The organism is Polaromonas sp. YR568, assembly GCF_943369675.1.
Classification (GTDB): domain Bacteria; phylum Pseudomonadota; class Gammaproteobacteria; order Burkholderiales; family Burkholderiaceae_C; genus Polaromonas.
In genome coordinates this window covers 87,154-113,089 of record NZ_CALROB020000013.1, presented here as the reverse complement: position 1 = coordinate 113,089, position 25,936 = coordinate 87,154, and the positions used below count along the sequence as shown (strand labels likewise).

The 25,936-nt window shown below is 60.7% G+C and carries 30 protein-coding genes and 1 pseudogene; 11 read left to right on the top strand and 20 right to left on the bottom strand.

The genetic code is table 11. The annotated features are described in order from the left end of the window. From ACLV8F_RS09400 to ACLV8F_RS09380, 5 genes and pseudogenes are all read right to left on the bottom strand, one after another. Positions 1-719 (bottom strand): annotated as a pseudogene (locus ACLV8F_RS09400) (hypothetical protein); the annotation flags it as partial. 160 nt (positions 720-879) lie between these two features. Next, positions 880-1,398, bottom strand: a complete 519-nt coding sequence (locus ACLV8F_RS09395) for a hypothetical protein (RefSeq protein ID WP_411883962.1) — start codon at positions 1,396-1,398, stop codon at positions 880-882. A 92-nt stretch (positions 1,399-1,490) separates the two neighbouring features. Continuing rightward, a complete protein-coding gene (locus ACLV8F_RS09390; RefSeq protein WP_411883961.1) occupies positions 1,491-2,276 on the bottom strand; it encodes a response regulator transcription factor in 786 nt (261 codons plus the stop codon). A gap of 265 nt (positions 2,277-2,541) precedes the next feature. Then, on the bottom strand, positions 2,542-2,991 hold the full coding sequence (locus ACLV8F_RS09385) for a hypothetical protein (protein WP_411883960.1): 450 nt from the start codon (positions 2,989-2,991) through the stop codon (positions 2,542-2,544). Between the two features lie 102 nt (positions 2,992-3,093). Next, complete coding sequence (locus ACLV8F_RS09380) at positions 3,094-3,513, bottom strand: hypothetical protein (RefSeq protein WP_411883959.1); 420 nt, start codon at positions 3,511-3,513, stop codon at positions 3,094-3,096. 302 nt (positions 3,514-3,815) lie between these two features. Here ACLV8F_RS09380 and yidD point away from each other — a divergent pair, with 302 nt between their 5' ends. From yidD to ACLV8F_RS09365, 3 genes are all read left to right on the top strand, one after another. Beyond that, a complete protein-coding gene (yidD, locus tag ACLV8F_RS09375; protein WP_411883958.1) occupies positions 3,816-4,157 on the top strand; it encodes a membrane protein insertion efficiency factor YidD in 342 nt (113 codons plus the stop codon). A 70-nt stretch (positions 4,158-4,227) separates the two neighbouring features. After that, a complete protein-coding gene (locus ACLV8F_RS09370) occupies positions 4,228-4,872 on the top strand; it encodes a glutathione S-transferase (RefSeq protein WP_411883957.1) in 645 nt (214 codons plus the stop codon). Positions 4,873-4,951: 79 nt separating this feature from the next. After that, positions 4,952-5,182, top strand: a complete 231-nt coding sequence (locus ACLV8F_RS09365) for a hypothetical protein (RefSeq protein WP_411883956.1) — start codon at positions 4,952-4,954, stop codon at positions 5,180-5,182. Between the two features lie 127 nt (positions 5,183-5,309). On the opposite strand, the gene ACLV8F_RS09360 is transcribed toward ACLV8F_RS09365, so the two are convergent. Together ACLV8F_RS09360 and ACLV8F_RS09355 are read right to left on the bottom strand one after the other, a co-directional pair. Next, the gene (locus ACLV8F_RS09360) at positions 5,310-5,570 is read right to left on the bottom strand and encodes a UBP-type zinc finger domain-containing protein (RefSeq protein WP_411883955.1); all 261 of its coding nucleotides are present in this window, start codon (positions 5,568-5,570) and stop codon (positions 5,310-5,312) included. A gap of 13 nt (positions 5,571-5,583) precedes the next feature. Beyond that, positions 5,584-7,293 carry an FAD-dependent oxidoreductase gene (locus ACLV8F_RS09355; RefSeq protein WP_411883954.1) on the bottom strand — a complete coding sequence of 570 codons (1,710 nt, stop codon included), beginning with the start codon at positions 7,291-7,293 and terminating at the stop codon, positions 5,584-5,586. Between the two features lie 153 nt (positions 7,294-7,446). Here ACLV8F_RS09355 and ACLV8F_RS09350 point away from each other — a divergent pair, with 153 nt between their 5' ends. Next, a complete protein-coding gene (locus ACLV8F_RS09350) occupies positions 7,447-8,247 on the top strand; it encodes an extensin family protein (protein ID WP_411883953.1) in 801 nt (266 codons plus the stop codon). A gap of 187 nt (positions 8,248-8,434) precedes the next feature. Here ACLV8F_RS09350 and ACLV8F_RS09345 read toward each other — a convergent pair whose 3' ends face one another. Both ACLV8F_RS09345 and ACLV8F_RS09340 read right to left on the bottom strand, forming a co-directional pair. Next, entirely contained in the window at positions 8,435-9,586 is a 1,152-nt protein-coding gene (locus tag ACLV8F_RS09345; RefSeq protein WP_411883952.1) for a DSD1 family PLP-dependent enzyme, read from the bottom strand. A gap of 39 nt (positions 9,587-9,625) precedes the next feature. Then, the gene (locus tag ACLV8F_RS09340; protein ID WP_411883951.1) at positions 9,626-10,597 is read right to left on the bottom strand and encodes an ornithine cyclodeaminase family protein; all 972 of its coding nucleotides are present in this window, start codon (positions 10,595-10,597) and stop codon (positions 9,626-9,628) included. Positions 10,598-10,737: 140 nt separating this feature from the next. Here ACLV8F_RS09340 and ACLV8F_RS09335 point away from each other — a divergent pair, with 140 nt between their 5' ends. Next, on the top strand, positions 10,738-12,213 hold the full coding sequence (locus tag ACLV8F_RS09335) for a DHA2 family efflux MFS transporter permease subunit (RefSeq protein ID WP_411883950.1): 1,476 nt from the start codon (positions 10,738-10,740) through the stop codon (positions 12,211-12,213). Positions 12,214-12,295: 82 nt separating this feature from the next. After that, a complete protein-coding gene (locus ACLV8F_RS09330) occupies positions 12,296-13,552 on the top strand; it encodes a DEAD/DEAH box helicase (RefSeq protein ID WP_411883949.1) in 1,257 nt (418 codons plus the stop codon). On the opposite strand, the gene ACLV8F_RS09325 is transcribed toward ACLV8F_RS09330, so the two are convergent. Then, positions 13,553-13,957: a DUF1801 domain-containing protein gene (locus tag ACLV8F_RS09325; protein ID WP_411883948.1), complete on the bottom strand. Its 405-nt coding sequence runs from the start codon at positions 13,955-13,957 to the stop codon at positions 13,553-13,555. Positions 13,958-14,190: 233 nt separating this feature from the next. Between ACLV8F_RS09325 and ACLV8F_RS09320 the strand changes: the two genes are divergently transcribed. After that, complete coding sequence (locus ACLV8F_RS09320; protein ID WP_411883947.1) at positions 14,191-16,635, top strand: SIR2 family protein; 2,445 nt, start codon at positions 14,191-14,193, stop codon at positions 16,633-16,635. Between the two features lie 39 nt (positions 16,636-16,674). Here the strand turns inward: ACLV8F_RS09320 and ACLV8F_RS09315 are convergent, their stop codons facing one another. After that, a complete protein-coding gene (locus ACLV8F_RS09315; RefSeq protein WP_411883946.1) occupies positions 16,675-17,109 on the bottom strand; it encodes a DUF1801 domain-containing protein in 435 nt (144 codons plus the stop codon). A gap of 202 nt (positions 17,110-17,311) precedes the next feature. On the opposite strand from ACLV8F_RS09315, the gene ACLV8F_RS09310 reads away from it, so the two are divergent. After that, complete coding sequence (locus ACLV8F_RS09310; protein ID WP_411883945.1) at positions 17,312-18,703, top strand: glycosyltransferase family 9 protein; 1,392 nt, start codon at positions 17,312-17,314, stop codon at positions 18,701-18,703. 32 nt (positions 18,704-18,735) lie between these two features. Then, on the top strand, positions 18,736-19,479 hold the full coding sequence (locus ACLV8F_RS09305; RefSeq protein WP_411883944.1) for an FkbM family methyltransferase: 744 nt from the start codon (positions 18,736-18,738) through the stop codon (positions 19,477-19,479). Positions 19,480-19,548: 69 nt separating this feature from the next. Here ACLV8F_RS09305 and ACLV8F_RS09300 read toward each other — a convergent pair whose 3' ends face one another. The 3 genes from ACLV8F_RS09300 to ACLV8F_RS09290 form a co-directional block, all read right to left on the bottom strand. Then, a complete protein-coding gene (locus ACLV8F_RS09300; protein WP_411883943.1) occupies positions 19,549-19,944 on the bottom strand; it encodes a type II toxin-antitoxin system PemK/MazF family toxin in 396 nt (131 codons plus the stop codon). Between the two features lie 98 nt (positions 19,945-20,042). After that, a complete protein-coding gene (locus ACLV8F_RS09295) occupies positions 20,043-20,363 on the bottom strand; it encodes a hypothetical protein (RefSeq protein WP_411883942.1) in 321 nt (106 codons plus the stop codon). Positions 20,364-20,388: 25 nt separating this feature from the next. Then, the gene (locus ACLV8F_RS09290) at positions 20,389-20,712 is read right to left on the bottom strand and encodes a DUF6172 family protein (protein ID WP_411883941.1); all 324 of its coding nucleotides are present in this window, start codon (positions 20,710-20,712) and stop codon (positions 20,389-20,391) included. A gap of 202 nt (positions 20,713-20,914) precedes the next feature. Between ACLV8F_RS09290 and ACLV8F_RS09285 the strand changes: the two genes are divergently transcribed. Then, positions 20,915-21,442 (top strand): hypothetical protein, encoded by a 528-nt coding sequence (locus ACLV8F_RS09285; protein WP_411883940.1) that lies wholly within the window; start codon positions 20,915-20,917, stop codon positions 21,440-21,442. A gap of 158 nt (positions 21,443-21,600) precedes the next feature. Then, positions 21,601-22,122 carry an N-acetyltransferase family protein gene (locus ACLV8F_RS09280; protein ID WP_411883939.1) on the top strand — a complete coding sequence of 174 codons (522 nt, stop codon included), beginning with the start codon at positions 21,601-21,603 and terminating at the stop codon, positions 22,120-22,122. Here the strand turns inward: ACLV8F_RS09280 and ACLV8F_RS09275 are convergent. From ACLV8F_RS09275 to ssuC, 6 genes are all read right to left on the bottom strand, one after another. Then, complete coding sequence (locus ACLV8F_RS09275; RefSeq protein ID WP_411883938.1) at positions 22,119-22,667, bottom strand: DsbA family protein; 549 nt, start codon at positions 22,665-22,667, stop codon at positions 22,119-22,121. The two genes, ACLV8F_RS09280 and ACLV8F_RS09275, sit on opposite strands and share 4 nt — an antisense overlap. A gap of 118 nt (positions 22,668-22,785) precedes the next feature. Further along, positions 22,786-23,034, bottom strand: a complete 249-nt coding sequence (locus ACLV8F_RS09270) for a hypothetical protein (RefSeq protein ID WP_074574576.1) — start codon at positions 23,032-23,034, stop codon at positions 22,786-22,788. Continuing rightward, entirely contained in the window at positions 23,021-23,386 is a 366-nt protein-coding gene (locus tag ACLV8F_RS09265; RefSeq protein ID WP_411883937.1) for a hypothetical protein, read from the bottom strand. The genes ACLV8F_RS09270 and ACLV8F_RS09265 overlap by 14 nt, the downstream gene beginning before the upstream one ends. Positions 23,387-23,840: 454 nt before the next feature. Continuing rightward, positions 23,841-24,056 carry a TOBE domain-containing protein gene (locus tag ACLV8F_RS09260; protein WP_411880360.1) on the bottom strand — a complete coding sequence of 72 codons (216 nt, stop codon included), beginning with the start codon at positions 24,054-24,056 and terminating at the stop codon, positions 23,841-23,843. Positions 24,057-24,104: 48 nt separating this feature from the next. Next, the gene (locus ACLV8F_RS09255) at positions 24,105-25,004 is read right to left on the bottom strand and encodes an ATP-binding cassette domain-containing protein (protein WP_411883936.1); all 900 of its coding nucleotides are present in this window, start codon (positions 25,002-25,004) and stop codon (positions 24,105-24,107) included. An 18-nt stretch (positions 25,005-25,022) separates the two neighbouring features. Then, complete coding sequence (ssuC, locus tag ACLV8F_RS09250) at positions 25,023-25,925, bottom strand: aliphatic sulfonate ABC transporter permease SsuC (RefSeq protein ID WP_411883935.1); 903 nt, start codon at positions 25,923-25,925, stop codon at positions 25,023-25,025. Positions 25,926-25,936: the final 11 nt, after the last annotated feature.

The window sequence follows — 25,936 nt, the reverse complement described above, 5'->3', positions numbered from 1 at the left end:
GCGGCCTTGCTGCCGTCCTTGAGAATCGTGTTGTTGCCGAAGAGTTCGGCGCCGTTGTCTATCTGGCCGTTACCGTTGCGGTCCCACACCAGCAGGCCGTCGTTCTTGCCGACCCAGCCGGTTTGTTCCGCAAACTTATTCTTGTCGTGGTCAAAGTGGACGCCGGCGGTTTGGCTAATAGTCTCCGCGCCGTTTTTGCCGTCGAGGTCCAGGACTAGGGGGCTGAGGGTTTGCTGGGCGTGATTGAATTGGGTTTGCAGAGAGGTGATGAGTGGGTCAACATAGGCTGTTGAGGGCCATGACAATGGAAGAAGCGTTTTCAGAAGATCGTCAATTCTCTCCATCTCAACCCGGGACAGATCCACAAACTTCCGTAGATCATCGATATTGTGTGTCGGCCACAAACTCCCCTCATAGCGACTCGAATTCAATCCGGCTACCCCCAGAGCTTTCCAAGTGAAGTCAATGCAGCTGTTGTCTAAGCCGTTGTATTGCTTGTCGAAACCAAAACTTTCCGGGTTCTTTCCAAAATTCTTTAGTGCCTCATATTCCGACTGACTAATCTCTATGGTCCGGGAGTAATCTCGACCTTGATAGTTTGAGCTATCGGTTTCATATACCTGTCCAGGTGCAAACGGATCGCCATGATGCTGCGCGTCAGGCGCAAAACCGAAGCTCTCAGGTGAAGCACCTTGGCCACCGTTTAGCTCGTACCACATGTGCCCTACTGCAGACGCCCCCCCAGTTGCGAGTGGGGTTCCTCGTCCTGCAATATTGATAGTCACTGTTGGCATGTCTTTCCTCCGCTTAATAAATATGTTTTGTTTGACGAGATTTATCGATTTTGTTGAAAATGCTGCGCCTGAATGATGCCGACACTTACCGCATCCCCTTGCAGTACATAACCGTAGTGCAGACGATCGCTTGATTCGCGGCGATACCGAATAAAACAGCAGGGGCAACGACGATGACTACAGAAAAAGGCTGGATCACTTGGTGACGAAAAATCCAAACTCGCGCGAGAAGCGCGCCGACAAGCGCACCGGGGAAAGAAAATATGTAGCCCAGCCACGTCATAGATTCGGGGTTCGACCTGGAGAAAACCCAGGCACCGAATACTGCGAGGTAGACGGCCAACGCAATGGCGACACCCGCGAAAGCAGCAGGCTGCGGAGGGCGGTACAAACCAAATATCACCAAAACACAGATGTGTGGCCCCCAATAGAACAAGACATTGGGCAGGAAGGATGAGTCCTTCGGTGAGAGTACGGCCGCAACGATGAGTCCCAAGGCGACAGACACGATAGTCAATAGATATTCAACTGTTAGAGAGCATCGAGCGGGCCTCTCATGCGAATCGAATTTGGTCTCATGTAAGTTTTGTGTTGGTGTTTTCATGACGGCCTTCTGAAACGAATTTTTCATATCGAGTTACCAAGTTCATTTTTAGTTTTCAGGTTGTCATTAGAAAATAGCCGACATCAAGGCGTCTAGAGTATTTTTGTACCTATTTCAATGCGTTCCTGATGTTGCGCCATCGCACTGGCTACTAAAGAAGAGCGATTTCTGCAGTCGGTCTTCTTGAGAATCTGGCTGACCCGATTTCTGATGGTGAACTCGGACAAATGGAGTAATGATGCGATCTCTACGTTGCTTTTTCCCTTGCAGATAAGCATCACCATTTCCCGCTCACGTGCCGTCAACGGCATATGGTCGTAGGGCAAGGCAGTATTGGTCTCTTGATGAAAATGAATCACTCGCGTAAAGGTCTCGTGCATTAATGGAATCAGTGTTTTAAAAGTCCTGCGTATCCGCGTTTCATTCAGCATTGGCAGCTGATGAAAGCTGAAATATGTGGCGATGCAGCGTCTCGAATCCAGCACGCCGTCGGCAGCAGCGTTGCATAAGCCGTGCTTGCGAAAGGATGCCAGCCAGACAGCGGAGACGTATGCCGAGGGATGGCTCGCATCAAAGAAGACGGGTTCCTGCTTCTCAAACCAACTACGCGCGAGCGGGGTGTCCATATGCCCTGCCGCATTGCGGATTTCTTGAAGATGCCCGAGCGGGTAGTCAACGGTCATTACATAATCCAGAGACACGCCCACTCCATATGTTCTGCCATGCACGCAAGCAAGGGCCCCATGGGGAAGCAAGGGACGGACGCAGCTACGTATCCATCTTTTGAACTCATCTATCTTTTTAACGTTTTCTGCACTGCGCTTGCAAATCTCAAAAACTGGTGCATCCCCAATCCATTTGGCGGGCATAACAAGCATGATTTTTTTTCCCGAAGTTGATCTATCTTCATCAATCCACAATTCGCGTATTTCGCTAAAAATTACTAGAGCCGAAAAAACTGCGCATCCGGCACCGCAAACAAGTCATCCACCCCGGTCTTCCCGTCGAGGAATTCGCCGCCTATGCGCCACTTTTGTCCCAGATATCAGGCGTTAAATTTAGACTTTTCCCAAATAGGTATTCTGAAAGCTCATTTGCGTATGCAGAAATAATGCTCTGGTCATTTGCTGTAAGCGTAGACATTTAAATTCCCTTCATAAGTTTTAACTTCAACACGATTGCTTGGATAAATATCTGGAAGCCAACGAAACAACCGACCGTTAGAAAAAAATAAAAAAAGTCATTGCCCGTCCAGCAAGCGGCACATAACGCAATGAAGGGATAAACGATCCATCCAATAGGGACTGCAAGGACCGCAATAACAAAATGACTCCAATGAGTGTGTTGAAATTTTTCGCGGTTGAACTCACGCATACCAAAATATGCAATCAATGGAACGAGTATCAAAAGAACGATGGTTGCGGTTAAAAACAAAACCATTCGGTATCGAATGAAGTCCTCCGATGCCAAATTAATCGTCGTGGGAAAAAAGAAATCGACAAATGCTGCAGCTTGAGAAGGAAACTGGAAATTGAAAAATGCAGCGAAACCTAAAGCGACGATATAAATAAGTGCAAGTTTTCCGGCTCTCATAAAAATTACCTTTCTAGGGGAGTGAGCGCATTGATTGAGTTTCTGATGGTGCAGAACTTGGCTGCAGCCTATGTCAAGTAAGAATGATCTACACCTACCAAATCACAAGCGCAAAAACTGCGCATCCGGCACCGAAAACACATCGTCCACCCCGGTCTTCCCATCGAGGAATTCGCCGCCTATGCGCAGCGCTTCGGCGATCATGTCTTTGACGAGGTCGAGCTTGCCGATCAGGCCGGGGGATATCCATACGAAGGAATAGACGCAGAAGCTTTCGTGCCGTATCAGGGCGAGCTTGCCGTTCATGACAAAGGCGTAGCACCAGGCGGGATTCACGGTGCGGGCCAGGCAGACCGGGACCAGGGACGCGTTGGCGTGTTCGTCAAGCGCCCAGGTCGGGTGGCCCAGGCCACGGAACCTGGCGGTTTCCGGGTGTGTGAAATGTTTGAGCTGCCGCATCACCGCGGGTGTCCAGTGCGCATCAAACGTTTTCCTGACGATGGGCTTGATCACGAATGCCATGGCGGTGGGTGTGATTTTTCGGGCAGCTTGGAAGGGAATGTGGAGCTTGAGGACAGCTCAACGACTCGAGATGCTGGACCATATTCGAATAAGCGCCTGGCATTTCGGCCAATTGTCCGCAGGCGGAAAATTGAAGTTCGATAGTTGCCAATGCATGCGCAATGCGTTGGGGTACCAGGCCTGTTTGGGAGAAAATTTCGCTTCATTGCCGGGTAGCAGCGGGGTGAGCCGTGGCATCCGGTGGTCTTTCCTGTCGCCAGAGTTCAAAAAAAGCGGGGCCACCCCGTCACAAGGAGACGTCAATGCTTCGACTGATTGCAGCCGGTTCCATCAGAACCTATCAGCGCTACCTCTCGCCGCACAAAGGCTATCGCTGCGCCCATCGCGCGCATACGGGGCATTCTTCGTGTTCGGAATTCGCGCGCAAGCTGGTCCTGCGACACGGCTTGATTGCGCTGTTTCGTGCCTTGCCACGGCAGTTTCAGCGCTGCCGCAATGCGTATGCGCTGATGCTTGCCGCCGCGGTCGCCGCAGCGGCAAGCCCCGAACAAGACCCACACAAACAGAACACACGGAATTCGTGCGGCGACGCCTGTGACCCCACCGACTGCATCAGCCTGGACTGCGGCCCCTGCGATTTTTGACATGCAGACGACGTGGGCACCATGGCTTTAACATAGCCCTCCCTTCGCCACCCTTTTACCGGAGTCCTCCATGCAGCTCATCGGAATGCTCGACTCGCCCTACGTGCGCCGCGTAGCCATTTCCCTGCAGCTCCTGGGCCTGCGCTTTGAGCACCAGTCGGTCTCGGTGTTCAGCACCTTTGAGAAATTTCGCAGCATCAACCCGGTGGTCAAGGCGCCCTCGCTGGTCTGCGACGACGGCACGGTGCTGATGGATTCGACGCTGATCATCGACTATGCCGAAGCCCTGGCGGCACAGGCGCCGGCCGGCCGAAGCCTGATGCCTTCCACCTTGGCCGAGCGCCAGCAGGCCTTGCGTGTCATCGGCCTGGCACTCGCCGCCTGCGAAAAAAGCGTGCAGATTGTTTACGAACGCCATCTGCGCCCCGCCGAGAAACTGCACCAGCCCTGGGTGCAGCGCATCACCAGCCAGTTGCTGGCGGCCTACAGCGAGCTGGAAGCGGAACTGCAGCGCAAGCCGCTGGCCGTGAGCAGCGACACCATGGGCCAGGACGGCGTGACCGTGGGCATCACCTGGCACTTCACGCAAGCCATGCTGCCCGAGGTGGTCAATGCAGCGGACTACCCGGCTTTGCGCGAGTTCTCTGCGCGGGCGGAGTTGTTGCCCGAGTTCGCGGCGGCGCCGCACAGCGACAAGGTTTACCAGAATCCCTGACGCCCGGCGGCATGCCGGCTGACACGCCGAGGCGACTTCCTGGATGGACGCGGCGGCACCCGCCCGCTAGGATGTTTATATGCCGCCAGATCCCCATCCCGATCCGGAACCCACCCCCGAGCTTTCCGAGGAAAACATCAACGAGGCCCGGAATGCCTGGTGCAAAGCCTATGTCCATGTCTGGGACGACCTGTCCAAGGGCAACTACGACAAGGACGCGATACAGAAAGCCGCCGACGAACACTGGCAACGCAGCCCGCGATCCAGCCCGGTGATGGTGGCCACGACGGAATTCACCAAGACGACATGACACCTCGACTGTCCTAGAGCTGCTCACAAAACCCAGCGAAGCGGTCCTGGCTGGGCGCGACGCCGCAGACAGTGCACCAGCACGGCAAGGCGGCTGCAACAACGCCAGGAGGGTTTTTGAGCGGCTCTCAGCCCACCTGCAGCTCGTGGTCGTAACACCACATCCAACTCTCGCCGGGCTCAAAGGACTGGATCACCGCATGCCCCGTTGCCGCATGGTGTTTGCTGGCGTGCTGGTTTTTGGAATCGTCGCAGCAGCCGATATGGCCGCAGTGCACGCACAGCCTTAAATGCATCCAGGTGTCGCCCATCTTGAGGCACTCTTCGCAGCCTTTGCCGTTGGGGGAATGGATCTCGGCGGGGACGTGGCTGCAGGGTTTGATGCGCATGTGAAAGTCCTCTCTAAACGGCAGCGGCGCGTTCCATCGCCGCCAAATGCTGGTGGATCATCGCAACCGCCGCGGCGCCCTCACCTATCGCGCCGCCCACGCGCTTGACGGAGCCGCTGCGCACGTCGCCGACGGCGAACAGGCCGGGGATGTTGGTTTCCAGCGGCGCGGGTTTGTAGTCGGAGTGCTTGCAGGTGACGCTCTCGCCGGTGCGCACAAAGCCGTGCGCGTCAATCGCCACGCCGCAGCTGTCCAGCCAGCTGGTTTCCGGGTCGGCGCCGACAAACAGGAAGACGTTGCGCACGTCGGCGTCGTGTTCGGTGCCGCGCTCGCGGTTGCGCCAGGTCACGGCGTTCAGGCCCGTGTTGCCGTCGCCGTGCAGCTTCACCACCTCGGTGTGCGGCAGCAGCTCGATGTTGGGCGTGGCGTCTATGCGGTCTATCAGGTAGCGCGACATGCTGGCCGCCAGGCTGGGACCGCGCACCAGCAGGTTGACCTTGGCCGCGTGCTGCGACAAAAACACCGCGGCCTGCCCGGCGGAATTGCCACCGCCCACCAGCGCCACCTCGGTCTGGCTGCACATCTTGGCTTCGAGGGCCGAGGCCCAGTACCAGACGCCGCGGCCTTCAAACTCGGCCAGGCGCGGCACCTCGGGCCGGCGGTAGCGCGCGCCGCTGGCCACCACCACCGTCTTGGCGCGCAGCACGCGCCCGTCGGTCAGCGTCACATGCAGCTCACCCTTGATGGCCTTGGCCGCGCAGTCCAGCGACTGGGCCTGCGCGGGAATCAGCATCTCGACGCCGAATTTTTGCGCCTGCACATAGGCGCGGCCGGCCAGTGCCTGGCCCGAGATGCCGGTCGGGAAACCCAGGTAGTTTTCAATGCGCGCACTGGCGCCGGCCTGCCCACCGTAGGCGCGGCAATCGAGCACCAGCACCTGCAGGCCCTCGGAGGCCGCATACACCGCGGTCGCCAGGCCGGCAGGCCCGCCGCCTACGACGATCACGTCGAAGAGTTCGGGGTGTTCGGCCGTGTCGACCATGCCCATGCAGCGGGCCAGCTGGCTTTCGCCGGGGTTCACCAGCACCGAGCCGTCGGGGCAGACGGCCAGCACGTCGGTCGCGGCGGCGCCGTATTCCACCATCAGCGCGGCGGCACCGGCGTCCTGTGCGATGTCGACCACGTGGTGCGGTTCGCCGTTGCGGTTCAAAAAGCTTTGCAGCCGCACCACGGCGGCCGACTGCGGCCTGCCAATCAGCACCGGGCCGCTGGCGCCGGCCTCGATCAGCGCGACGCGCCGCAGGATCAGCGCGCGCACCACCCGTTCACCCAGGTCGGCCTCGGCAATGATGAGCGCGCGCAGCTGGCTGGGCGGCACCAGCAGGGCATCGACGTCGTCCTCGGCATGGCCGTCCACCAGTGCGGGCGCACCCGAGAGCTGGCCGACCTCGGCCAGGAACTGGCCCGGCCCCTGGGTGACGATGGGCACCACCTTGCCCAGGCCGTCGCGCTGGGTGATGGTGACCGAGCCCTTGAGCAGCACAAACATGCCGGGGCCGGGCTCGCCGGCGGCGAACAGCCTGTCGCCCTGGCGGAAATGCAGCACCGTGCCGAAGCGGTGTATGCGCGCGATTTCCGCCGGGCTGAGCACGGGGAACATCTGGTGCTGGCGGCTGTTGGCCGGCGGCGTGGGGGTCGAAGTCGGGGTCGGGTCGTCAGCCATCAATCACTCCGGGATGCAATACACATGCCTGCATGATGCCGGATTAGCGGCCGTGTTGGCGAGCGGCGTGACGGCCTGCTACAAACTTTTGTGCGGGCGAAGCTGGCTTGGCGCGGGCAAAGCCGGCTTGGGATACGTCGGCTATAAACAGGCATGCCCCAGGATTCCCCGCCCACGCCGGACCAAGACCCCGGCCAGCCGCCCGTCAGGCCCGTGCGCTGGGGCCGCTGGCTGGCGCTGCTGTTGTGGGGCGCCCTCGCCGCCGGGGCCTGGGGTGTCTACACCGGCATGGTCCACATCCCGCCGCAGCTGAACCCCTGGGCGCCGCTGGACGTGATGGCCCAGCCTGGTGTGCTGACCCGCTATAAACTCTCGCGGGCGCGCAACGACCCTGCACGCTGCCTGGCCGCGCTGGCCACCACGGGCATGCAGTACGACACCCTGCCCGACCGCAGCACCGGCGACGGCTGCGGCTTCCAGAACGCGGTGCGGCTGCGCACGGCGGCCATCCGCATAGGTGCGCCGCTGCCGCTCAGTTGCCCGATGGCGCTGAGTTTTTTCATGTGGGAAAGGCATACGCTGCAGCCCGCGGCGCAACTGCACATGGGCCAGCGTGTGGCCGGCATAGACCACCTGGGCAGTTATGCCTGCCGCAACGTGAATCGCGGCGAAGGCGCGCCGCCCAATGCGCCGGCCCGAGCGCGCAGCCGCCACGCCACGGCCAATGCGCTGGACATTTCAGCCTTCACCCTGGCCGACGGCCAACGCATCACGGTGCTGAAAGACTGGCCCGACGAAGATGCCGCCGCGCCGCTGAAGGCCAGGGAACTGCTGCTGCGCGATGCGCACAGTGGCGCCTGCAGCTACTTCAAGGGTGTGCTGGGCCCGGATTACAACGCGGTGCACAGGGACCACTTCCATTTGGAGACCGGTGGCTACAGCATGTGCCGTTAAGAACCATATACAACGCACGTGGCGCTATTGTTTTACCCCCTCTCCCGCTGGGAGAGGGTTGGGGTGAGGGCCGGCGGCGGTAAATAAGTCATCGTTTCATGCACAGGCCGCGGCCCTCACCCCTGCCCTCTCCCAAAGGGAGAGGGAGCGAAGCCCGCCAATCCCACACCCAGTGCTTAACTAACCGTCACCAGCCGTAGAACCGCGGCCAGGTGAACACCGCGCCGCCTTCGGCCAGCGCATGGTATTCAGGGTGCTGGGCGCCGGTGGCGCAGGCGTGGTTGGGCAGTATGCGCAGCTGCGTGCCGACCGGGAAGCGCGCGGCGATGTCCGTGTCGGGCGCGCCTTCGCGCGACAGGATGCCGTGTTCCTGGTTGGCGCCGCTGAGCACATAGCCCGGCAGCAAGACGCCGTCGGCGTCGCAGACCTGGCCGTAGCCGAAGTCGTGCGCCTGCTTTTGCGTGCCCCGGTCGCGGCTCATGGCCATCCAGCCGGCGTCGACGATGGCCCAGCCTTTGTCGGCTTGGTGGCCTATCACCGTGGTCAGCACGCTGAGCGCGATGTCGCCGGTGGCGCAGACGCCGATGTTGTGCATCACCAAATCAAAAAACACATACACGCCGGCGCGCACTTCCGTCACGCCCTCCAGCCGCGCCGCCGACAGCGCCGTCGGCGTGGAACCCACGCTGACCACCGCGCAGGGAAAGCCCGCGGCGCGCACGCGTTCGGCGGCCTGCACGCAGGCGGCGCGCTCCTGCTCGGCCATGGCGGCCAGTGCTTCGGGTGTGTTGAGGTCGTAGCTGGAGCCGGCATGCGTGATCACGCCGCCCAGCAGCATGCCGCCTTCGTGCAGCGCGCGCGCCACCTCCAGCAAGGCCGCCTCGCCGGGCTTGATGCCCGAGCGGTGGCCGTCGCTGTCGATCTCAATCCAGACCTCGAACTTTTCACCGTGCTCGCGGCCGAAGGCGGCAATCGCCTCGGCCGAGGCCACGCTGTCGGTGATGATTTTCAGATCACACCCCTGGCGCCGCAGCGCCAGTGCCAACGGCAGCTTGGCTGGCACCATGCCGACCGCGTAGAGGATGTCGGTAAAGCCGTCAGCGTAAAACTGCGCGGCCTCCTTGAGCGTGGAGACGGTGATGCCCTGCGCGCCGGCCGCAAGCTGCGCGCGCGCGACGGGTGCGCATTTGCTGGTCTTGACGTGCGGCCGGAAGCGCACGCCCAGCGCATTCATGCGCTGCTGCATGCGCGCGATGTTGCGCTGCATGCGCGCCAGGTCGATCACGGCGGCCGGCGTATCCAGCGCGGCCAGAGGGTGGGATGAAAGCGTGGCGGTCACAGGGGGTCTCCGAAAAGCAATGTTGGAATCAATCAGCAGTCACCAGGGCCAGGCAATGCTCTGGCCCAGGCCGGCGGCCGGGGCGCGTGCATACAGCAGCCGCGCCACCGTCAGGTCTTGCAAGGCCAGGCCCGTCATGTCGAAGACGGTGATGTCGGCTGGCTGGCGTGTGAACGTGACTTTGCCCGTGAGCAGGTCGCCAAGTTCGGCAGCAGGTGTCTCGGGCGCCCACTGGGTTTCGCCGATCTGCCGGGCCTGGGTGAGGTCGTCCACCACCAGCCGCGCCCGGGCCAGCAGGCCTTCGGGCAGCTCGCGTTTACCTTTGGTGTCGGCGCCCACGCAGGTCAGATGCGTGCCGGGCTGCACGGCCTGCGCGTCAAACAAGGGGCCTTTGCCCGGCGTGGCGGTGATCACCACCTCACTGTCCGCCACGGCCGCGTTGGCGTCAAGCGTGTGGCTGATGCGGCAACGGCCGGCAAACTTCGCTTCGAGATTCGCATTGGGTTTGCCATCGGCCGTGAGGTAGCGCACTTCGCCCAGCGAAGGCATGAGCCGCAGCGCGAACTCCAGCTGCACCTGCGCCTGCACACCGGCGCCGAACAGGCACAGCCGTGTGCTGCCGGGCCGGGCCAGTTGCAGCAGGCCCAGCCCGCCGGCCGCACCGGTGCGCTGGGTGGTGATGGCGTTGCCGTCGATCAGGCACAGCGGGCGGCCGGTCAACGGGTCTACGAGCATCACGGTGGCCTGGTGCGGCTCGCCGCCCAGCTGGCGGTTGCCGGGCCAGAAGCCCGCGGCCTTGAAGCCCAGCACGCCTTGCGCGGGCACACTGCCCGACTTGATACCGAACACGCCGCCGGTGGGCAGCGCCTCGCGCACCACCGGAAACACCCGGCCTTCACCCTCGCTGTGCAGCACAAAGGCTTCGCGCACGGCTTCGAGCACGTCGCCCGGAACCAGCAGTTGCTCGACCTCGTGCTTGGCGAGCAGCAGCAGTCGCGCGTCAGCGGGCATGGCGCTTACCTGTGAAGACCAAAAACTGGCAGGATGGGGGTCTGTTCGGTGGCTGCGCCTGGCGTGTCGTCATCTGGAAATATTATCCATTACCAGACAATTTGTCAAATTCCCCATCCAATCTCACCGCAGGAAATCCCATGCCCGGCAACCCGCACGCCCCTTGCGACGAAGGCATCATCCGCGCCCATGCCGGTGCGGGCGGTGAGACGGCGCACCCGCGCCTGGCGCTGGCCGCGACGGTGCTCGGTTCGTCGATGGCCTTTATCGACGGCTCGGTCGTCAACATCGCCCTGCCCGCCATCCAGCGCGACCTGGCCGGTGATTCGGCCGGGGGCCTGGCCGCCATGCAGTGGGTCATCAATGCCTACCTGCTCCTGCTGGGCTCGCTGGTGCTGGTGGGCGGCTCGCTGGGTGACCGCTTCGGCCGCCGCAAGATCTTCATCATGGGCATCGCCGTCTTCACCGCAGCGTCGGTGGCCTGCGGCCTCGCGCCCGGGCCGCTCGCGCTGATCGCCGCGCGCGCCGTGCAGGGCGTGGGCGCGGCGCTGCTGGTGCCGGCCAGCCTGGCCATCATCGGCAATGTGTTTGAAGGCGAGGCGCGCGGCAAGGCGATAGGCACCTGGGCCGCGTGGGCGGCGATCACCGGCGCGGCCGGACCTGTGCTGGGCGGCTGGCTGGTCGATGCCGTGTCATGGCGCGCGATTTTCTTTTTGAACGTGCCCATGGCCGTGGCCACCGTGTGGCTGGCGATCTACGCCGTGCCCGACAGCCGCGACCCGGAAGCGCCCCAGCAACTCGACTGGCCCGGCGTGCTGCTGGTGGCCAGCGGGTTGGGCGCGTTGACCTACGGCTTGACACTGGCGCCAGAGCGCGGCTGGCAGGCCGCAAGCGTGCTGGGCCCCATCGCACTCGGTGCGGCGCTGCTGGTCGCCTTTGTGGTGGTGCAGGCCCGCACGCGCGCGCCCATGATGCCGCTGGGCCTGTTCAAGTCGCGCGACTTTGTGGGCACCAACCTGCTGACGCTGCTGCTCTACTTCGCGCTCAGCGGCGCGCTGTTTTTCCTGCCCTTTGTGCTGATAGGCGCCTTCAACTATTCGGCCACCGCCGCCGGCGCCAGCCTGCTGCCGCTGTCGCTGCTGCTGGGTTTCCTGTCGCCCGCCACCGCCAAGCTGACCGAACGCTTTGGCGCGCGCGCCATGCTGATGGCCGGGCCCGCCGTGGCGGCCGCGGGTTTTGCGCTGCTGGCCCTGCCCGGCGTGGGCTGGCCTTACTGGGCCGGCTTCTTCCCGGCCATGGTGGTGCTGGGCCTGGGCATGACGATTGCCGTCGCGCCGCTGACCACCACCGTGATGAACGCCGTGCCCGCCACGCATGCCGGCATTGCCTCGGGCATCAACAACGCCGTCGCGCGCATCGCCGGCCTGCTGGCGGTGGCGCTGCTGGGCGTGGTGTTTGCCGCCGCGCTGCGCGGGACTGTGCAGTCGGCCTCCCCCGAAGTGCTGGTCATGGCCTTTCGCTGGGTGGTGCTGGCTTGTGTGCTGTGCGCGCTGGGCGCCTCGGCCTGTGCGTTGCTGTTTCTGGCGCCGGCCAAGGCGGAAGCCGTGCGGGCTTAAACTTGGGGCTTCTGGCAGCCTTGCACGGCTTTGCCCCACGCGGCTCGCAGCGCCCCCTCCCCACCTTCCTCCACACCCACCCATGCCATTTTCCCAACTGGGCTTTTCGCCCGCGCTCCTGCCCGTGCTGTTGCGCGCCCTGGACGAAAAAGGCTATACCGCCCCCACGCCCATCCAGCAGGCCGCCATTCCGGTCATCCTGGAAGGCCGCGACCTGGTCGCCTCGGCCCAGACCGGCTCCGGCAAGACGGCGGCATTTGCGCTGCCGCTGCTGCAGCACCTGGCCACCACGGCCGCGCCCGCCGGCCACCGGCCCGTGCGCGCGCTCATCCTGGTGCCCACGCGCGAGCTGGCCGCGCAGGTCGGCGAGGCCATCGTCGGTTTTGCCAAATTTTTGCCACAGCGCATCAAGGTGGCTGTCGTGTTTGGCGGCGTGTCCATCAACCCGCAAATGATGAACCTGCGCGGCGGCGCCGACATCGTGGTCGCCACCCCGGGCCGGCTGCTCGATCTGATTGACCACAACGCCCTGACCCTGTCGACCACCGCCGCCCTGGTGCTGGACGAAGCCGACCGCCTGCTGGACCTAGGCTTTGGTGAAGAACTGAATCGCATCCTGGCACTGCTGCCGGCCAAGCGCCAGACCCTGTTCTTCTCAGCCACCTTCCCGCCCGCGATTGAAGCCCTGGCAGAAAGCTTGCTGCGCAACCCGCTGCGCGTCGAAATCGCGCCGGTAGAGCAAACCATCCCCGACATCACCCAGCGCGCCATCGAAGTCGACGCACCCCGCCGCACCCAGCTGCTGCGCCACCTGGTCCAAACCGAAAAATGGGAACGCGTGCTGGTCTTTGTCGCGACCAAACACGCCGCCGAAATCGTGGCCGACAAGCTGCGCAAAGTCCATATCGAAGCCGAGCCCTTCCACGGCGAACTGAGCCAGGGCAAACGCACCCAGGTGCTGCAGGACTTCAAGATCAAGGCCGTGCAGGTCGTGGTCGCCACCGACGTCGCCGCGCGCGGCATAGACATCGCCCAGTTGCCCGTCGTCGTCAACTACGACTTGCCACGCTCCGTCACCGACTACACCCACCGCATAGGCCGCACCGGCCGCGCCGGCGAATCGGGCGTGGCCGTGAGTTTTGTGAGCGCGGCCACCGAGGCGCACTTCAAGCTGATTGAAAAACGGCTGGGCATCACGGTGCCGCGTGAGCAGGTGGTAGGGTTTGAGCCTGTGGAGCTGGCGGTGGTGAACCCAGCGGACCCTGCGGGCACCGGCGGGATCAAGGGGAAGCGGCCTAGCAAGAAGGATAAGTTGCGGGCTGCGGCGGTAAAAAGCTGACTAGGCTTTCTTGTTGTTTAGCGCCGCAGCCGCACGTACCAACGCCTTCAAGGCCTTCTCGTCAATCTTGTCGCCCTCATGGATGTCGATGGCACGCCGGGTGTTGCCTTCAAGGCTGGCATTAAAGAGGCCTGAAGGGTCCTCCACCGAAGCGCCCTTGGCGAAGGTCAGCTTCACGGCTTTTTTGTAGGTCTCACCGGTGCAGATGATCCCGCCGTGAGACCACACCGGAACACTCCATTTCCATTCCTCGAGCACATCCGGGACGGCCTGTTTGATCAGCGCCCTAACGCGGGCCAGCGTCTCGCCGCGCCAGTCACCCAGTTCCTTGATCTTTGCGTCTATCAGTTTGGACGGGGACTCCCCGTCCTTGGGTTCTGCTGAGTCATTCTTGATTTTGGTCATGTTGATGCTCTGCATTCTTGGCGCTTGTTGTCCCGCACCAAGCACGCGCCTGTTGCCTACCACTCATATTTTGACCACTCATATTTCTTGGGACATTCGCTAGCCTTCCTCGAACAGCAAAAAAATCTAATCAGTTTGTAGGAGAGACAACCTGTAACTAAAAGTTCATACTGATTCAATTGTTTCTCTCTGTTAGATCCCATTCGAGTCAAGCGTCAACCCCAAATAACAATATGCTAAACATCGATCAACTAAGCGCAGTTAAGTCAACGCTATTCTCCGGGCAATACAACCTGCTTCTTGGAAGTGGTGTATCTCTAGATAGTACTGATCGCTACGGAAAGCCGCTTCTTAGTGCCCGAAAATTAACTGAATTTCTTTGCGAGCTAAAAGGTGTAAACACAAATACACCTTTATCACGCATCAGTCTATTGCTTGATGCTAAGGAAAGAGATAAATATCTAACTCAGCCTTATTGTGGATGTCGAGCCGGCGAGACTGCAAAGCGCCTTACGTCGTTTGTTTGGCGCAACGCGTTTACCTTCAACATTGATGACGTGTTGGAGTCGGCGTATGAGTCAGTTGCGCGCCCTAAGCAAAAAGTTGAGAGTCTGAACTACGGCACGACCTATAAAACTGCAGAGAATAAAAGCAAGCTGCAGATCGTGCATTTGCATGGATACACGCGGGAGCCAGAGCACGGCTACGTCTTCTCGACCTCAGAGTACGGACGTGCTACTCGCGGAATGAATCCTTGGATGCATGTCCTTGCAGAACTTATCGCTAGCGAGCCATTCATCATTTCCGGCACAAGTCTGAATGAACCTGACCTAGAGTACTACCTTAAAGATAGGACGGAGAAATCCGCCCGATCAAACCGAGGGCCGTCCCTTTTTATTGAACCTTATCCAGACAAAATTACAGAAAGCCTTTGCGAGCGACATGGATTGATTCTTGTCCGGCAAAAACTGGGGGACTTTCTTGCTTGGCTCACGGCAGAACTGGGAGGTGCCCCAACGGTAGCGCAGCTCACCGTACCGACACTATCAGGGCTTTTCTCTAAGCCGATCCCACCATCAGATCAGGTTGATTTTTTTAGCAGTTTTGAAGTTGTCCGGCCAGCAGCACAAAACGCCGAGGGGGAAGTCCCACCCTTTTACTTCGGCCGCCCAGCGCGATGGTCTGATCTCGAGTCGGGTTTAGATGTTCCAACCGACGACGAGCGTGACTTTACCGCAAGAGCCCGAAACTTTTTAGACAGCGACGTAACGTCGGCGAAAGTCATGTGTCTTATTGGCGATGCGGGAAGTGGGAAAACCACCAATCTTCGCAGGGTCGCCTATGACCTATCAAAGGGCGGCTATTTTGTTTTGAACTTACCTGAGAAAACTGCAATCGATACCAAGATTGCGGTCACGGTACTTGAATCTGTTAATCGGCCAGTTGCCATTCTTATCGATGGATTGGCTGAGCAAGCACGCGCAGTACGCAACATCTTGTTGACGATTAAACCCAGTCGACCAATAGTCTTCATGTCTGCAGATCGAAAATATCGTGAGGATCACGTTGATCGCGTACTAGGTGATTTGGATCTTGAATTTTATGACCTCTCACCTTGGAGCGTTGAGGACTATGAACAACTGATAGAACGGTTGCGTAAGGTTGGATTGGCCGGCACTAGAAATGCAATATATTTCCCTCAGAAGTTAGCCGAGGATCTTTTAGGTGAAGTTGTAGCCATAGGCACTTGTCGTGCTCTAAATGATTTCAAACCACTTGAATCCATCGTTAAATCGGTGTGGCACGATGCAACAAAAGACTCTAGAAGAAGCTATGCGATTGCAGCACTAGCAGAACATTGCTATCCAGGAGGAATTTCATATGCTGTGCTGCAAGCGGCACAGCCCAATTCCGAACTCAAAGAACAGCTGACATTAGATTGTCCTTTACCACTGGATTTCACTGATGACGGGGATTACGTTATTCCTTTGCACCCCGTAATTGCCGACCGCCTTTTAAAAATGCTCTCGCGCGAAAAATCCGATATTCTGCTGCAGCTCTTTTGCTCCGTAGCAAACTCGTTATCACCTTATGTGAATCGAAGCACCACAATTGCGCGAACACCAGAAGCTCGGCTGGCAGCGCGCCTATTCAGTTCTGAGAAAGTTGTGCGCCCTCTATTGGGACACCACGCAGCTGAGTTTTATACGAAGACAAAAGATGCTTGGCAATGGAACCCAAGATACTGGGAACAACGCGCGATTTTGACTCAGGGGGAAAACATTGATGTCGCAATACAGTATGCGCGACATGCTGTTGCAATTGATCCACACCCCTTTCCTTGGACAACTTTGGCTTCACTTTTGACAAAAAAATTGGAAGCCTTACCTGCCGGGGTGAGTCTAGTATTCGAAGAAATTTACGATTTTTTATTCCAAGTCTTTAGATACGAAGCGAACTCACGCGGATGGAGACCGACCCCGCATCCATATGCAACTTTGTTTCATGCATCAATAGTTTTTTTAGATAAAGGTGGCGTTCTTCCACCAAAAAAACTCGAATGGATTCTCCAGCGGATCGATCAGGCAGAGCAACTTTTCAAACGTGAAAACAACTTAATCGCTATGGGGAAAAGCATTAGGGATAAAAGCTCAATCCGCGCAAAAAATCATAACTAGGTGCTTGTCTCACGCCGCGCAGTCGCTGGCTGCTTCGGCTCACATCTTTTCACCAGGCAATTCACTGGCCTGCTTCACCCAGGCGGCGAACTGAACCTCGTCCAGCGCATCGCCCTCATGGATATGGAAGTAGCGCGTGTCCTGGCTTTTGGACTCAAGGGGAGGCATGGGCTTTAACGAGGTGCCACGAAAGAATGCCACCTTCACATACTTCGCGAAGCAATGAAAGCTCAGGAACCAGCCCTCACCCTCGATACCGTAGAACGGCGAGTTCCATTTGACAGCCTTGTGCACGCCGGGGACGGTGCGCACGATGAGCGCGTCAAGGCGGCGCCCGACCTCGGACTTCCAGCCGGGCATGGCCGCGATATAGGCCTGAACGGGCGCATCTCCGTCGGCTTTTGCGATCTGGGGATTGCCGCCGGCCAGGAGGGCCGGCTTTGTGGCTTGCGCCGTGCTGGACGTTTTCGCCATTGCTTTTACTCTGGGGCCCGGTTTGGTCTGCGGCAGACTTCAGTTCATCCGCGTCAGGACCATAACCCGGTGGCGATTTGGCTGTCAACTCCAGGCACCTCGCCGGCCACCGTTTGAGGCCGCGCCGAAGCAATAAGCGACTTTGTTCGCTTAATATGCCAACGAAGGGCGTTTTGGCCGATTTTTCCATGGGGTTTGATGAATGACGGTAGCGGCTTGGGAGGCGTTCAACAGCCATCTTCTAAAAGGCGATTTGCAGGCCGGCCGGCAAATCCTGGACGGCCTGCATTCGCAGGAGTCGGGCAGCGCCGGCTATTGGAAACTTCGTGGCGACGTGCATTACCGTGCCAGCGAATTTGCACCGGCGCTGGATACCTACATCAAGCTGGGGCGGGATTTCCCGGGGTATATCGACCACCGCTACCACTTGATGGACGTCTGTTCCCATCTTGGCCTGCCCGAGCTCGGCAAGACGGAACTGGCCCGGCTCGTGGAGCGGTCCGGTCTGGTGGAGGGTTTGGCCAACCAGGTTTTTGCTGAAGGCTGGACGCCCCTGGCGATGGATGAAGAAGTTCTCGGCCTGGATGCCGAGAAATATTTCAACGAATTCAACCACCATGTCTTGCTGATGATGCGCGGGCAAAGCCAGATGCGTACGAGTGGCATTGCCGCGGGTATTGAGTCTTATCGCGCCGGTTATTGCACGCCCGAGGCATGGCGCTCCATGTATTCGGCCGACGACACCGACGCCTACTGGAACGGCCAGCATGAGCTGCCTCGCCGTCTGGTGGTTCGCGAGCGCGGCGGCCTGGGCGACCTGGTGCAATGGGTGCGCTACGCCGCCATTCTCCGGTGCGCCGGCGTGCAGGTGGAAATCCTCGGCCTGAACGCTGACAGCTTTCAGCTGGCGCCCGTGGATGAGGCCTGTTTTTCAGCCCGGCTGACGGCGGCCGGGTATCGGCTCGCGGAGTCCGATTCGCCCATGTGGACGGACCCCTTCACCTTGTTCACCGCGCTCTTCCCGGTATTTGGTTTTGCCGCGGGCACCCGTTACATGGAAAGGTCTCCCGGCCATCCGGCGCCGCCCCTGCTCGGCGACATAAGGTCGCGCGCGCGCGGCAAGCCGTGCATAGGGATTTTCTGGTCGGCCAACGAAAGCCCCGCCGTATTCGCGGTGAAGAGCCTGCAGCTTCAGCATCTCTCCGGCCTGCTTGGCATGGACGACGTGCACTGGGTTGTCTTCCAGCGCGGGCACCAGCGAAACCTCTGGCTGAAAGACCCGCGCAGCCTTGACGCCGGTCACTTCACCACGGTGGATGCCTCGCTGTCTTTTGACGAAAGCATTGCCTTGGGCGCCCAACTGGACGCCCTGGTGGGCATCGACAGCGGGCTTACCCATGCGTGCGCCGCGCTCGGCACCCCTTGCGTGCTGATGGCCAACCCCGCCACGGATTGGCGCTGGGAAAAAGCCGGGCGCTCAGGCTGGTATCCGACGGTGGCCATTGTCAGGGCGCCGGTGCTGGGCGCCTGGGAACAGGTGGTGGACAGCGCGGTGCAAGCCCTGCGCGAGACAATCCGCGGTATCAGCGACTGAATCTCAACAACCTTTCACGGAGTGCGAACTGTATGAACCAAAAAGTGAATAACTTTCTTGCTCTGGACAGTGACTACGGCACCTTTATCGTCAATCGCAATTGCGCGCTGCAGGCCGAAGCACTGGTGAAAACCGGGAAGCCGCATATCCAGCCCGAACTGGACAATATGCTCCAGCTCATGCTGCATCTTCCGGACAACTGTGTCGTGGTCGACGGCGGGGCGAATATCGGCCTTGTGAGCATCCCTCTTGCGAAGGCCGTTGCCGCCAAACATGGACGGGTGCATGCGTTTGAACCCCAGCGGCTGCTGAACTACGCCTTGTGCGGAAGCATCGCCCTCAATGACATTGAGAACCTGGTGGTTCACCGAAACGGCCTGGCCGACAAGAAAGGGATCATGCAGGTTCCCGCCGTGGACTATTCAAAGGCCAGTGACTACGGCATGGTTCAGTTGAAACCGGAAGGTATGGCCGGCGGCGACGCGGTCGAGGTCATCGCGCTGGATGATTTCGGCCTGGAGCGGATCGACTTCTTCAAACTGGATATCGAGGGCATGGAAGTCGAAGCCTTGCGCGGTGCCCAGAAACTCCTGAGAACCCACCAGCCCTGGTGCTGGATTGAATACTGGATGACCGGCGCGGAAGCCATCATGGAGCAGTTTTCAGGGCTGGACTATGAATTTTTCAAAGCCGATCAACTGAATTTGCTGTGCGCGCCCAAAATCAGGTGGAACAAGGAGCAGCTTCATATTCCCTTCGAACCGGTCAAGCTGTGAGAGGCAACGCCGCGCAGGCGAAATCCCCGTTTCACCGCCGGGGTTGACCGGCGCGGCTGGAGATTGGATTCATCGATGGTGGAAAGAGGCCTGCAGGAATCGCATTCCGGCCAATATCTGCCGAACCCGTTCACTCGACAGGCTTCCGATATGCGCACCCAGTCGCGTCTTGTAAACCGAAGACAGCTGCGACACGACCACCACGCTCTGCTTGTCCAGATTGCCCTCGCCCGGATCCAGCAGGACATTGCCCAGCTCCGTCGCGCGGTTCAGGTTGGAGGTCAGCGCGCAAACAATGACGGTGCTGATGCGGGAGTGGTTGAACACGTCGTCCTGCACGATGACATGGGGATGCGGGGAGCCTGGGATGGAGCCGCGTGAGGGGTCGGGCTCGATCCAGAAGACGTCGCCCTGCTTGAAGGTGTCGGGGAAAGGGCCTTGCGGGGCTTCCGGGTCTCTGTCCATAAGCCGTAGTTTCCACCTCGGTTAGTTAGCATCTTTGGCGTGATGCCTGGCGTTGAGATAAGCGTACGTCTCAGGCGGTCCGCTAAGGTGTTGATGACTTAATACGCAGGGAGAAAGATTCCCGCACCGCCGGCCACCACCATTTCGATGAGGGATTGAACTACAGCGCGCCATTGCCTCTGACAGGCAAACCATATCAAAGAGACCAGAGCGGCAACAAGAGCAAAAAAGAAAACTGATCCGGAGAAATGGTAGACCACAAAATCAAAAAAGAATGCCGGATAGCCACCGTGATCCAGAAGATCAGGCCGTGGCAGGAAATGAGTCGCCCACGGCCAAAATACCAAACCGACACACAAGAGCGCTGTGCTGATCCGAAACGCGAACCGGGGCTCCGTCTGGATTTGCAAATCAGTCATTTAATGCTGCGCAGACGAACCGTCGCTATTCCCCGTCGAACTCATCTTCCGTCGCGTCATTCTTCGGCCGCGCCACCTTCACCCCGGGCTTGGCCAGCACCTCCACATAAAACTGCTCGCCGCCGTCTTTCACGATCTCGTCAATCGACTTGATGAGGTCGGCGACGGAGACCACCGCCGCCGTGGCTTCGCTATAGCCCGACTTGCAATCGAAGTCCCAGAAATCCACCTCCTTGGGCAAGGCCTTGGCACGTTCGCGTTTGAGGTATTTGCGGATGTCGTGTTTGGCGGCGTCGAGCAGGCGCTCGCGGTTTTTGCCTTCGACTTTGAGCTGGAATGTTTTTTTCATGATGAGTACTTTGTTCTGAATGGGTGGCGCCTTGCGGCCACGGTGTGCTACCGATTATCGGCCCGTAGCCGGGCGAAGCCGTAAAACCGTAGGCAAAAGCGGTGGCGGGGCCCACAATCGGCGCGGCATGGCCTTTGCTTTGTTACGAATGCCGGCTTGTTCAACCCCACGGCCCTGGCGTGCAGGGCACAAGGAGATTCCGATGATTTATGGTTTGACCTACCTCGGTGTGATCCACACCGCCATCAGCCTGGTGGCCGTCGCGGCCGCCCTGATTGCTTTCTTTCGCGACAAGGAAATCATTGCCGCGTCCACCCTGGGCAAGGTGTATATCTGGACCACGGTGCTGACCTGCCTGACGGGCTTCGGCATCTTCCAGCACGGCGGCTTCGGCAAGGCGCATGCGCTGGGCATCATCACCTTGCTGGTGCTGGGCATTGCCTGGGTGGCGGGCAACACCAAGGTGCTGGGCCGGGCCTCGCCTTACGTAGCAACGCTGAGCTATTCGATCACCTTTGTGTTCCACATGATCCCGGCGATCACCGAGACATCGACACGCCTGCCGCTGGGCGCGCCCTTGCTGGCCAATGCCGAGGCGCCTGAGCTCAAGGCCGCCACGGGTGTGTTGCTGCTCCTCTACATCATCGGCGCGGCGTTGCAGGTGCGGCGCATACGGGCTCGCAATGCGGCGCAGGCTGTGCCGTTGCCTGGCTCAGCCGCGGCCGGCTGATCCCCCGCCCCGCCTGGCCGGGGCTGATGACCAGAAGCAAGCGTTTCGCCCCAGGATTTGAAACCCCTGGGGCGTTCCCACGTCTGGACCCTCCCGGGCACCCTATCATTGGGCCGCATCTGCTTCCAACACCTTCACCCCTGCCCGAAAGAATTCCCATGCATCCCGTGCTGTGCACCGAAGAACGCCACGCCGGCCAGATCCTGGCCATCTTCAACGAGGCCATCGCCAATTCGACGGCGCTGTATGACTACAAGCCGCGCACGCCCGAAAGCATGGTCGGCTGGTTTGCGGCCAAGCGCAGCAATGGCTTCCCGGTGATAGGGATGGAGGACGACGCGGGCAAGCTGCTGGGTTTTGCAAGCTACGGCACGTTTCGCGCCTTTCCGGCCTACAAGTACACGGTCGAGCATTCCGTCTACGTGGAAAAAAGCTGCCGCGGCCAGGGGCTGGGGCGCACGCTGCTGGAGGCCATCGTTGCGAAGGCGGAAGAGCACGGCATGCACACGGTGGTGGGTGCGATCGACCTGGACAACACGGCCAGTATCGAACTGCACAAGCGCCTGGGTTTTGAGCACTGCGGCACCATCAAGCAGGCGGGCTTCAAGTTCGGCCGCTGGCTGGACCTGGCTTTCCTGCAGAAGACCTTGAAGACGCCGCTGCAGCCGGTCGACGGTTAAGACTGCGCCAGCACCTTGTCGATCGCCTCATGCAAATGCTGCAGGCCGAAGGAAACATCACAGAACACGCCGTTGACGTAAAACGCCGGCGTTGAGCGCACGCCGAGGTGGCGGCCGCTTTGCATGTGCTCCTGCACGCGTTGCAGGTAGACGTGGTCGCTCATCTCGTTCTGGTAGCGCGCCATGTCCAGACCGACCTGGGCCGCGTACTCGATCAGGTTCTTTTCCTTGAGGTGCTGCTGGTGGGTGAACAGCAAGTCGTACATGGGCCAGAACTTGCCCTGTGCGCCGGCGGCCTCGGCCGCTTCGGCGGCAAGCTCGGCATGCGGGTGCACTTCGCGCAACGGGAAGTGCCGGAAGACAAAACGCAGTTGCTGGCCGAAGTGCGGCAGCATGACTTTCAGGGCCGCGTGGGCCTGGAAGCAGGACGGGCACTCGAAGTCGCCGTACTCGACCAGCGTGACCGGGGCGGACGCCCGGCCGCGTATGTGGTCTATGGCCTCGTCAGGTTCAAGTACCGGGTCCGGCGTGGGCAGGGAGGCCATGGAATCACCTTTCTTCAACTATGCAACGATGGGTTGGCACAGTATGCGCCCGAGGCCGTGGCGTGATCAAGACACCCATGCGGCCAAAGGCAAAGAACGGTGAAACAGGCTGTACGAATCAGCCCTGGTTGGCCGCGTTTTCGAGGGCTTCGTCGAGCGCCTTGCAGGAAGGCGAGCACACGGCCTGGGACTTGCCCAGCACCTTGCGCGTGCCCATGAGGGAACGGGCGCGGTGCTTGCCGCACATAAAGCACGACATGGTGGCCGCACCGAACGAGGTGGTGGCGGCGAACGGGGAGCCCGAGACCTTGGACTTGTAGCGCAGGCCGTCTGCGAGGACAGCGGTTTTGGCGTCAGCTCTTGCCATGGGTTGGATCTTCCTTCGGTTGGGGGTTTTGACGGTTCATGGCCTTGTCTATGGCCGCTTTGGCCTGCTGCTCGGCGGCGAGCGAGGCGTCCAGCGCAGACCGGCACAGGCCCGCGTACTGGTAGTTCACGTTTTCATACAGCTCGGCGGCCGCCGGATGGGTGTCCAGCAACGCGCCCAGCGCCACGCCCGGCTCCACGTCGCCCAGCTCGTTGACGAGGTGCAGCACGACGGAGCGGTATTGCTCGGCGCCGACAGGCACCGCGCTGTGCTCCAGGCGCTCAAGCAACTCGGCCAGCACGTGGGTGACCGTGAGGTCGGTTTTGTGGGGATGGGGATGTGTGGCGTTCATGCAGTGAATTTGGGGCTTCCTTCCCCAAAATCAAGCGCCATGACGAGCCAGGATGCCTGTTTGGGCCTAGCCTGGATCAGCCCTGAACGCTATATTTTCCATAGCTGGTGACGCTTGTCTGCCGTGGGTTGGAGGCTTATTTTAACGCAAAAGAAGCGCGAGGCCTTTCACTTTACCCGGCCTGCGGGTTTTTACCGGCTTTTGAGGCGCTTCATTTCGGCCGCAACCCGCCACATCCCAATGGGCACCGCATTGCGGGCTCCCTATTTGATAGCAGCCCAATGCCGATGACCTCATCCCGGTCCCGGAATTACGCTGCCAATCCCGACGATTGCCTGGCAGGGCCTGACCCACCACAGCATGGAAGGCTGGTTTGCCGTGGCCGGCCCGGCCAGGCAGGGCAACACCATCAACCCAAGCACGCCCGAGGCGGCTACGCAGCTCTTTCGCAGTTTTACAACTTGGCGATAGAGACTTCGGTTGACTTGACCAGGGCCACAACCTCGCTGCCAACAACGAGTTCGAGCTGGTCCACCGAACGCGTGGTGATCACCGAGGTCACGATGCCCCATGGCGTTTCGACGTCGATTTCGGACACCACGTCGCCGCGGATGATTTCCTTGACCTTGCCGCGGAACTGGTTGCGGACGTTGATGGCTTGGATGGACATAAAGGTTCTCCTGGAACTTGGTTGAAAAATCGGTGGATGGGTAAAAACTCAGACCGCCCAGCGCACGCCGTGCACCGGCGTGTTGGGCCACAGCGGCTCGCCCGGGGAAATCGCCTCGCCGGGCTGCTGCAGCACGCGGTCCAGGATCTTTTTTTCGATCTGGCCGAACAGCGGGTCGCTGCGCTCCCGCGGCCTGGCGATGCGCACGCGCTCGTCGAGCGCGATGCGGCCGTCCTCGATCAGGATCACGCGGTCGGCCAGCGCCACGGCTTCCTGCACGTCGTGCGTGACCAGCAAGGCGGTGAAACCGTTGCGCTGCCACAGGCCTTCGATGAGCTGGTGCATCTCGATGCGGGTCAGCGCATCGAGCGCGCCCAGCGGCTCGTCAAGCAGCAAGAGGCGCGGGTTGTGCACCAGCGCCCGGGCCAGCGACACGCGCTGGCGTTGCCCGCCCGACAGGCGCGCCGGCCAGTCGGGCTGGCGGTCGCCCAGGCCCACCTGGGCCAGCACGTCGGCCGCGGCCGCATGGCCTGCGCGCGGCAAACCCAGCGCCACGTTGTCGATGACGCGGCGCCAGGGCAAAAGGCGCGAGTCCTGGAACATGATGCGGGTGTCTTCGCGCAGGCCGGTCACGTCCTGCCCGTCCAGCCGGATGCTGCCCTGCGTGGCAGCCTCCAGCCCGGCCACCAGGCGCAGCAAGGTCGACTTGCCGCAGCCGCTGCGGCCCACGATGGCGACAAACTCACCGGGCTCGATGACGAGCTCGGTGTGCTGCAGCACCTGGCGCTTGCCATAGCGTTTGGACAGGCCGCGTATTTCAAGGCGCACGCCGCGGTCTTGCGACAAAGGCGCTGCTTGCGGCGGCAGGGTGTCAGGCTCAGGGGCACGCCCGTATTCCGCCGCGAGATAAGCCTGGGAAGATTCAAAAGAGGTTTGGGGATGCCGCATGGTGTTTCCTCAGGCCGTTCAGGCCGCCGCACTCTGGTAACCGGGATGCCAGCGCAGCCAGTAGCGCTCCAGCCCGCGCGCGAACACGTCGGCCAGCTTGCCCAGCAAGGCATACAGCAGGATGCCGACCAGCACCACGTCGGTCTGCAAAAACTCCCGGGCGTTCATGGTCAGGTAGCCGATGCCGGACTGGGCCGAGATGGTTTCGGCGACGATCAAAATCACCCACATCAGGCCCAGCGAAAAACGCAGGCCCACCAGGATGGACGAGAGCGCGCCGGGCAGGATGACCTCGCGGTACAGCTGCCAGCGCGACAGGCCGTAGGTGCGGCCCATCTCGATCAGGCCCGGGTCCACGTTGCGGATGCCGTGGAAGGTGTTGATGTAGATCGGGAAAAACACCGACACCGCGATCAGGAACAGCTTGGCGGTCTCGTCGATGCCGAACCACAAGATCACCAGCGGGATCAGCGCCAGCGCCGGGATGTTGCGCACCATCTGGATGGTCGAGTCGAGCAGGGTTTCAAAGAATTTCACCGAGCCTGTCAGCAGGCCGAAGGCCAGGCCCAGCCCGCCGCCTATGGCCAGGCCCGCGAGCGCCCTGCCCGCGCTGACCTTCACGTGCGTCCACAGCTCGCCGGAGGCGGACAGCGTCCAGGCGGCCTTGAGGACTTCGGACGGCGCCGGCAGCACCCGCGTAGACAGCCAGCCCAGCGATGAGGCAATCTGCCACAGGGCCACCAGCCCGACCGGCACCACCCAGGGCAGCAGGCGCTGGCCGATGTCGCGCAGGATGGCGGCGTACTGGATGCGCGGCAGCGAGACGCCGCCGCCCAGCGGCAAAAAGCCCAGGCCGGGGGCATCCACGGTGTCGGGCACCGGGGTCACCTGGAGTTCACGGACTTGTGTGGAGTCGGTCATGGATTGCTCCG

Excerpts from the sequence above, each read along its gene's own strand:
- ACLV8F_RS09360 (WP_411883955.1), bottom strand. The coding sequence starts at position 5,570 with ATGCGCATCAAACCCTGCAGCCACGTCCCCGCCGAGATCCATTCCCCC.
- ACLV8F_RS09300 (WP_411883943.1), bottom strand. The coding sequence starts at position 19,944 with ATGGACAGAGACCCGGAAGCCCCGCAAGGCCCTTTCCCCGACACCTTC.
- ssuC (WP_411883935.1), bottom strand. The coding sequence starts at position 25,925 with ATGACCGACTCCACACAAGTCCGTGAACTCCAGGTGACCCCGGTGCCC.
- ACLV8F_RS09315 (WP_411883946.1), bottom strand. The coding sequence starts at position 17,109 with ATGGCGAAAACGTCCAGCACGGCGCAAGCCACAAAGCCGGCCCTCCTG.
- ACLV8F_RS09275 (WP_411883938.1), bottom strand. The coding sequence starts at position 22,667 with ATGGCCTCCCTGCCCACGCCGGACCCGGTACTTGAACCTGACGAGGCC.
- ACLV8F_RS09325 (WP_411883948.1), bottom strand. The coding sequence starts at position 13,957 with ATGACCAAAATCAAGAATGACTCAGCAGAACCCAAGGACGGGGAGTCC.
- ACLV8F_RS09290 (WP_411883941.1), bottom strand. The coding sequence starts at position 20,712 with ATGAAAAAAACATTCCAGCTCAAAGTCGAAGGCAAAAACCGCGAGCGC.
- ACLV8F_RS09260 (WP_411880360.1), bottom strand. The coding sequence starts at position 24,056 with ATGTCCATCCAAGCCATCAACGTCCGCAACCAGTTCCGCGGCAAGGTC.
- ACLV8F_RS09320 (WP_411883947.1), top strand. The coding sequence starts at position 14,191 with ATGCTAAACATCGATCAACTAAGCGCAGTTAAGTCAACGCTATTCTCC.
- ACLV8F_RS09390 (WP_411883961.1), bottom strand. The coding sequence starts at position 2,276 with ATGCTTGTTATGCCCGCCAAATGGATTGGGGATGCACCAGTTTTTGAG.
- ACLV8F_RS09310 (WP_411883945.1), top strand. The coding sequence starts at position 17,312 with ATGACGGTAGCGGCTTGGGAGGCGTTCAACAGCCATCTTCTAAAAGGC.
- ACLV8F_RS09255 (WP_411883936.1), bottom strand. The coding sequence starts at position 25,004 with ATGCGGCATCCCCAAACCTCTTTTGAATCTTCCCAGGCTTATCTCGCG.
- ACLV8F_RS09385 (WP_411883960.1), bottom strand. The coding sequence starts at position 2,991 with ATGAGAGCCGGAAAACTTGCACTTATTTATATCGTCGCTTTAGGTTTC.
- ACLV8F_RS09330 (WP_411883949.1), top strand. The coding sequence starts at position 12,296 with ATGCCATTTTCCCAACTGGGCTTTTCGCCCGCGCTCCTGCCCGTGCTG.
- ACLV8F_RS09285 (WP_411883940.1), top strand. The coding sequence starts at position 20,915 with ATGATTTATGGTTTGACCTACCTCGGTGTGATCCACACCGCCATCAGC.
- ACLV8F_RS09340 (WP_411883951.1), bottom strand. The coding sequence starts at position 10,597 with ATGCCCGCTGACGCGCGACTGCTGCTGCTCGCCAAGCACGAGGTCGAG.
- yidD (WP_411883958.1), top strand. The coding sequence starts at position 3,816 with ATGCTTCGACTGATTGCAGCCGGTTCCATCAGAACCTATCAGCGCTAC.
- ACLV8F_RS09270 (WP_074574576.1), bottom strand. The coding sequence starts at position 23,034 with ATGGCAAGAGCTGACGCCAAAACCGCTGTCCTCGCAGACGGCCTGCGC.
- ACLV8F_RS09335 (WP_411883950.1), top strand. The coding sequence starts at position 10,738 with ATGCCCGGCAACCCGCACGCCCCTTGCGACGAAGGCATCATCCGCGCC.
- ACLV8F_RS09350 (WP_411883953.1), top strand. The coding sequence starts at position 7,447 with ATGCCCCAGGATTCCCCGCCCACGCCGGACCAAGACCCCGGCCAGCCG.
- ACLV8F_RS09395 (WP_411883962.1), bottom strand. The coding sequence starts at position 1,398 with ATGAAAACACCAACACAAAACTTACATGAGACCAAATTCGATTCGCAT.
- ACLV8F_RS09380 (WP_411883959.1), bottom strand. The coding sequence starts at position 3,513 with ATGGCATTCGTGATCAAGCCCATCGTCAGGAAAACGTTTGATGCGCAC.
- ACLV8F_RS09355 (WP_411883954.1), bottom strand. The coding sequence starts at position 7,293 with ATGGCTGACGACCCGACCCCGACTTCGACCCCCACGCCGCCGGCCAAC.
- ACLV8F_RS09295 (WP_411883942.1), bottom strand. The coding sequence starts at position 20,363 with ATGACTGATTTGCAAATCCAGACGGAGCCCCGGTTCGCGTTTCGGATC.
- ACLV8F_RS09305 (WP_411883944.1), top strand. The coding sequence starts at position 18,736 with ATGAACCAAAAAGTGAATAACTTTCTTGCTCTGGACAGTGACTACGGC.
- ACLV8F_RS09365 (WP_411883956.1), top strand. The coding sequence starts at position 4,952 with ATGCCGCCAGATCCCCATCCCGATCCGGAACCCACCCCCGAGCTTTCC.
- ACLV8F_RS09280 (WP_411883939.1), top strand. The coding sequence starts at position 21,601 with ATGCATCCCGTGCTGTGCACCGAAGAACGCCACGCCGGCCAGATCCTG.
- ACLV8F_RS09265 (WP_411883937.1), bottom strand. The coding sequence starts at position 23,386 with ATGAACGCCACACATCCCCATCCCCACAAAACCGACCTCACGGTCACC.
- ACLV8F_RS09370 (WP_411883957.1), top strand. The coding sequence starts at position 4,228 with ATGCAGCTCATCGGAATGCTCGACTCGCCCTACGTGCGCCGCGTAGCC.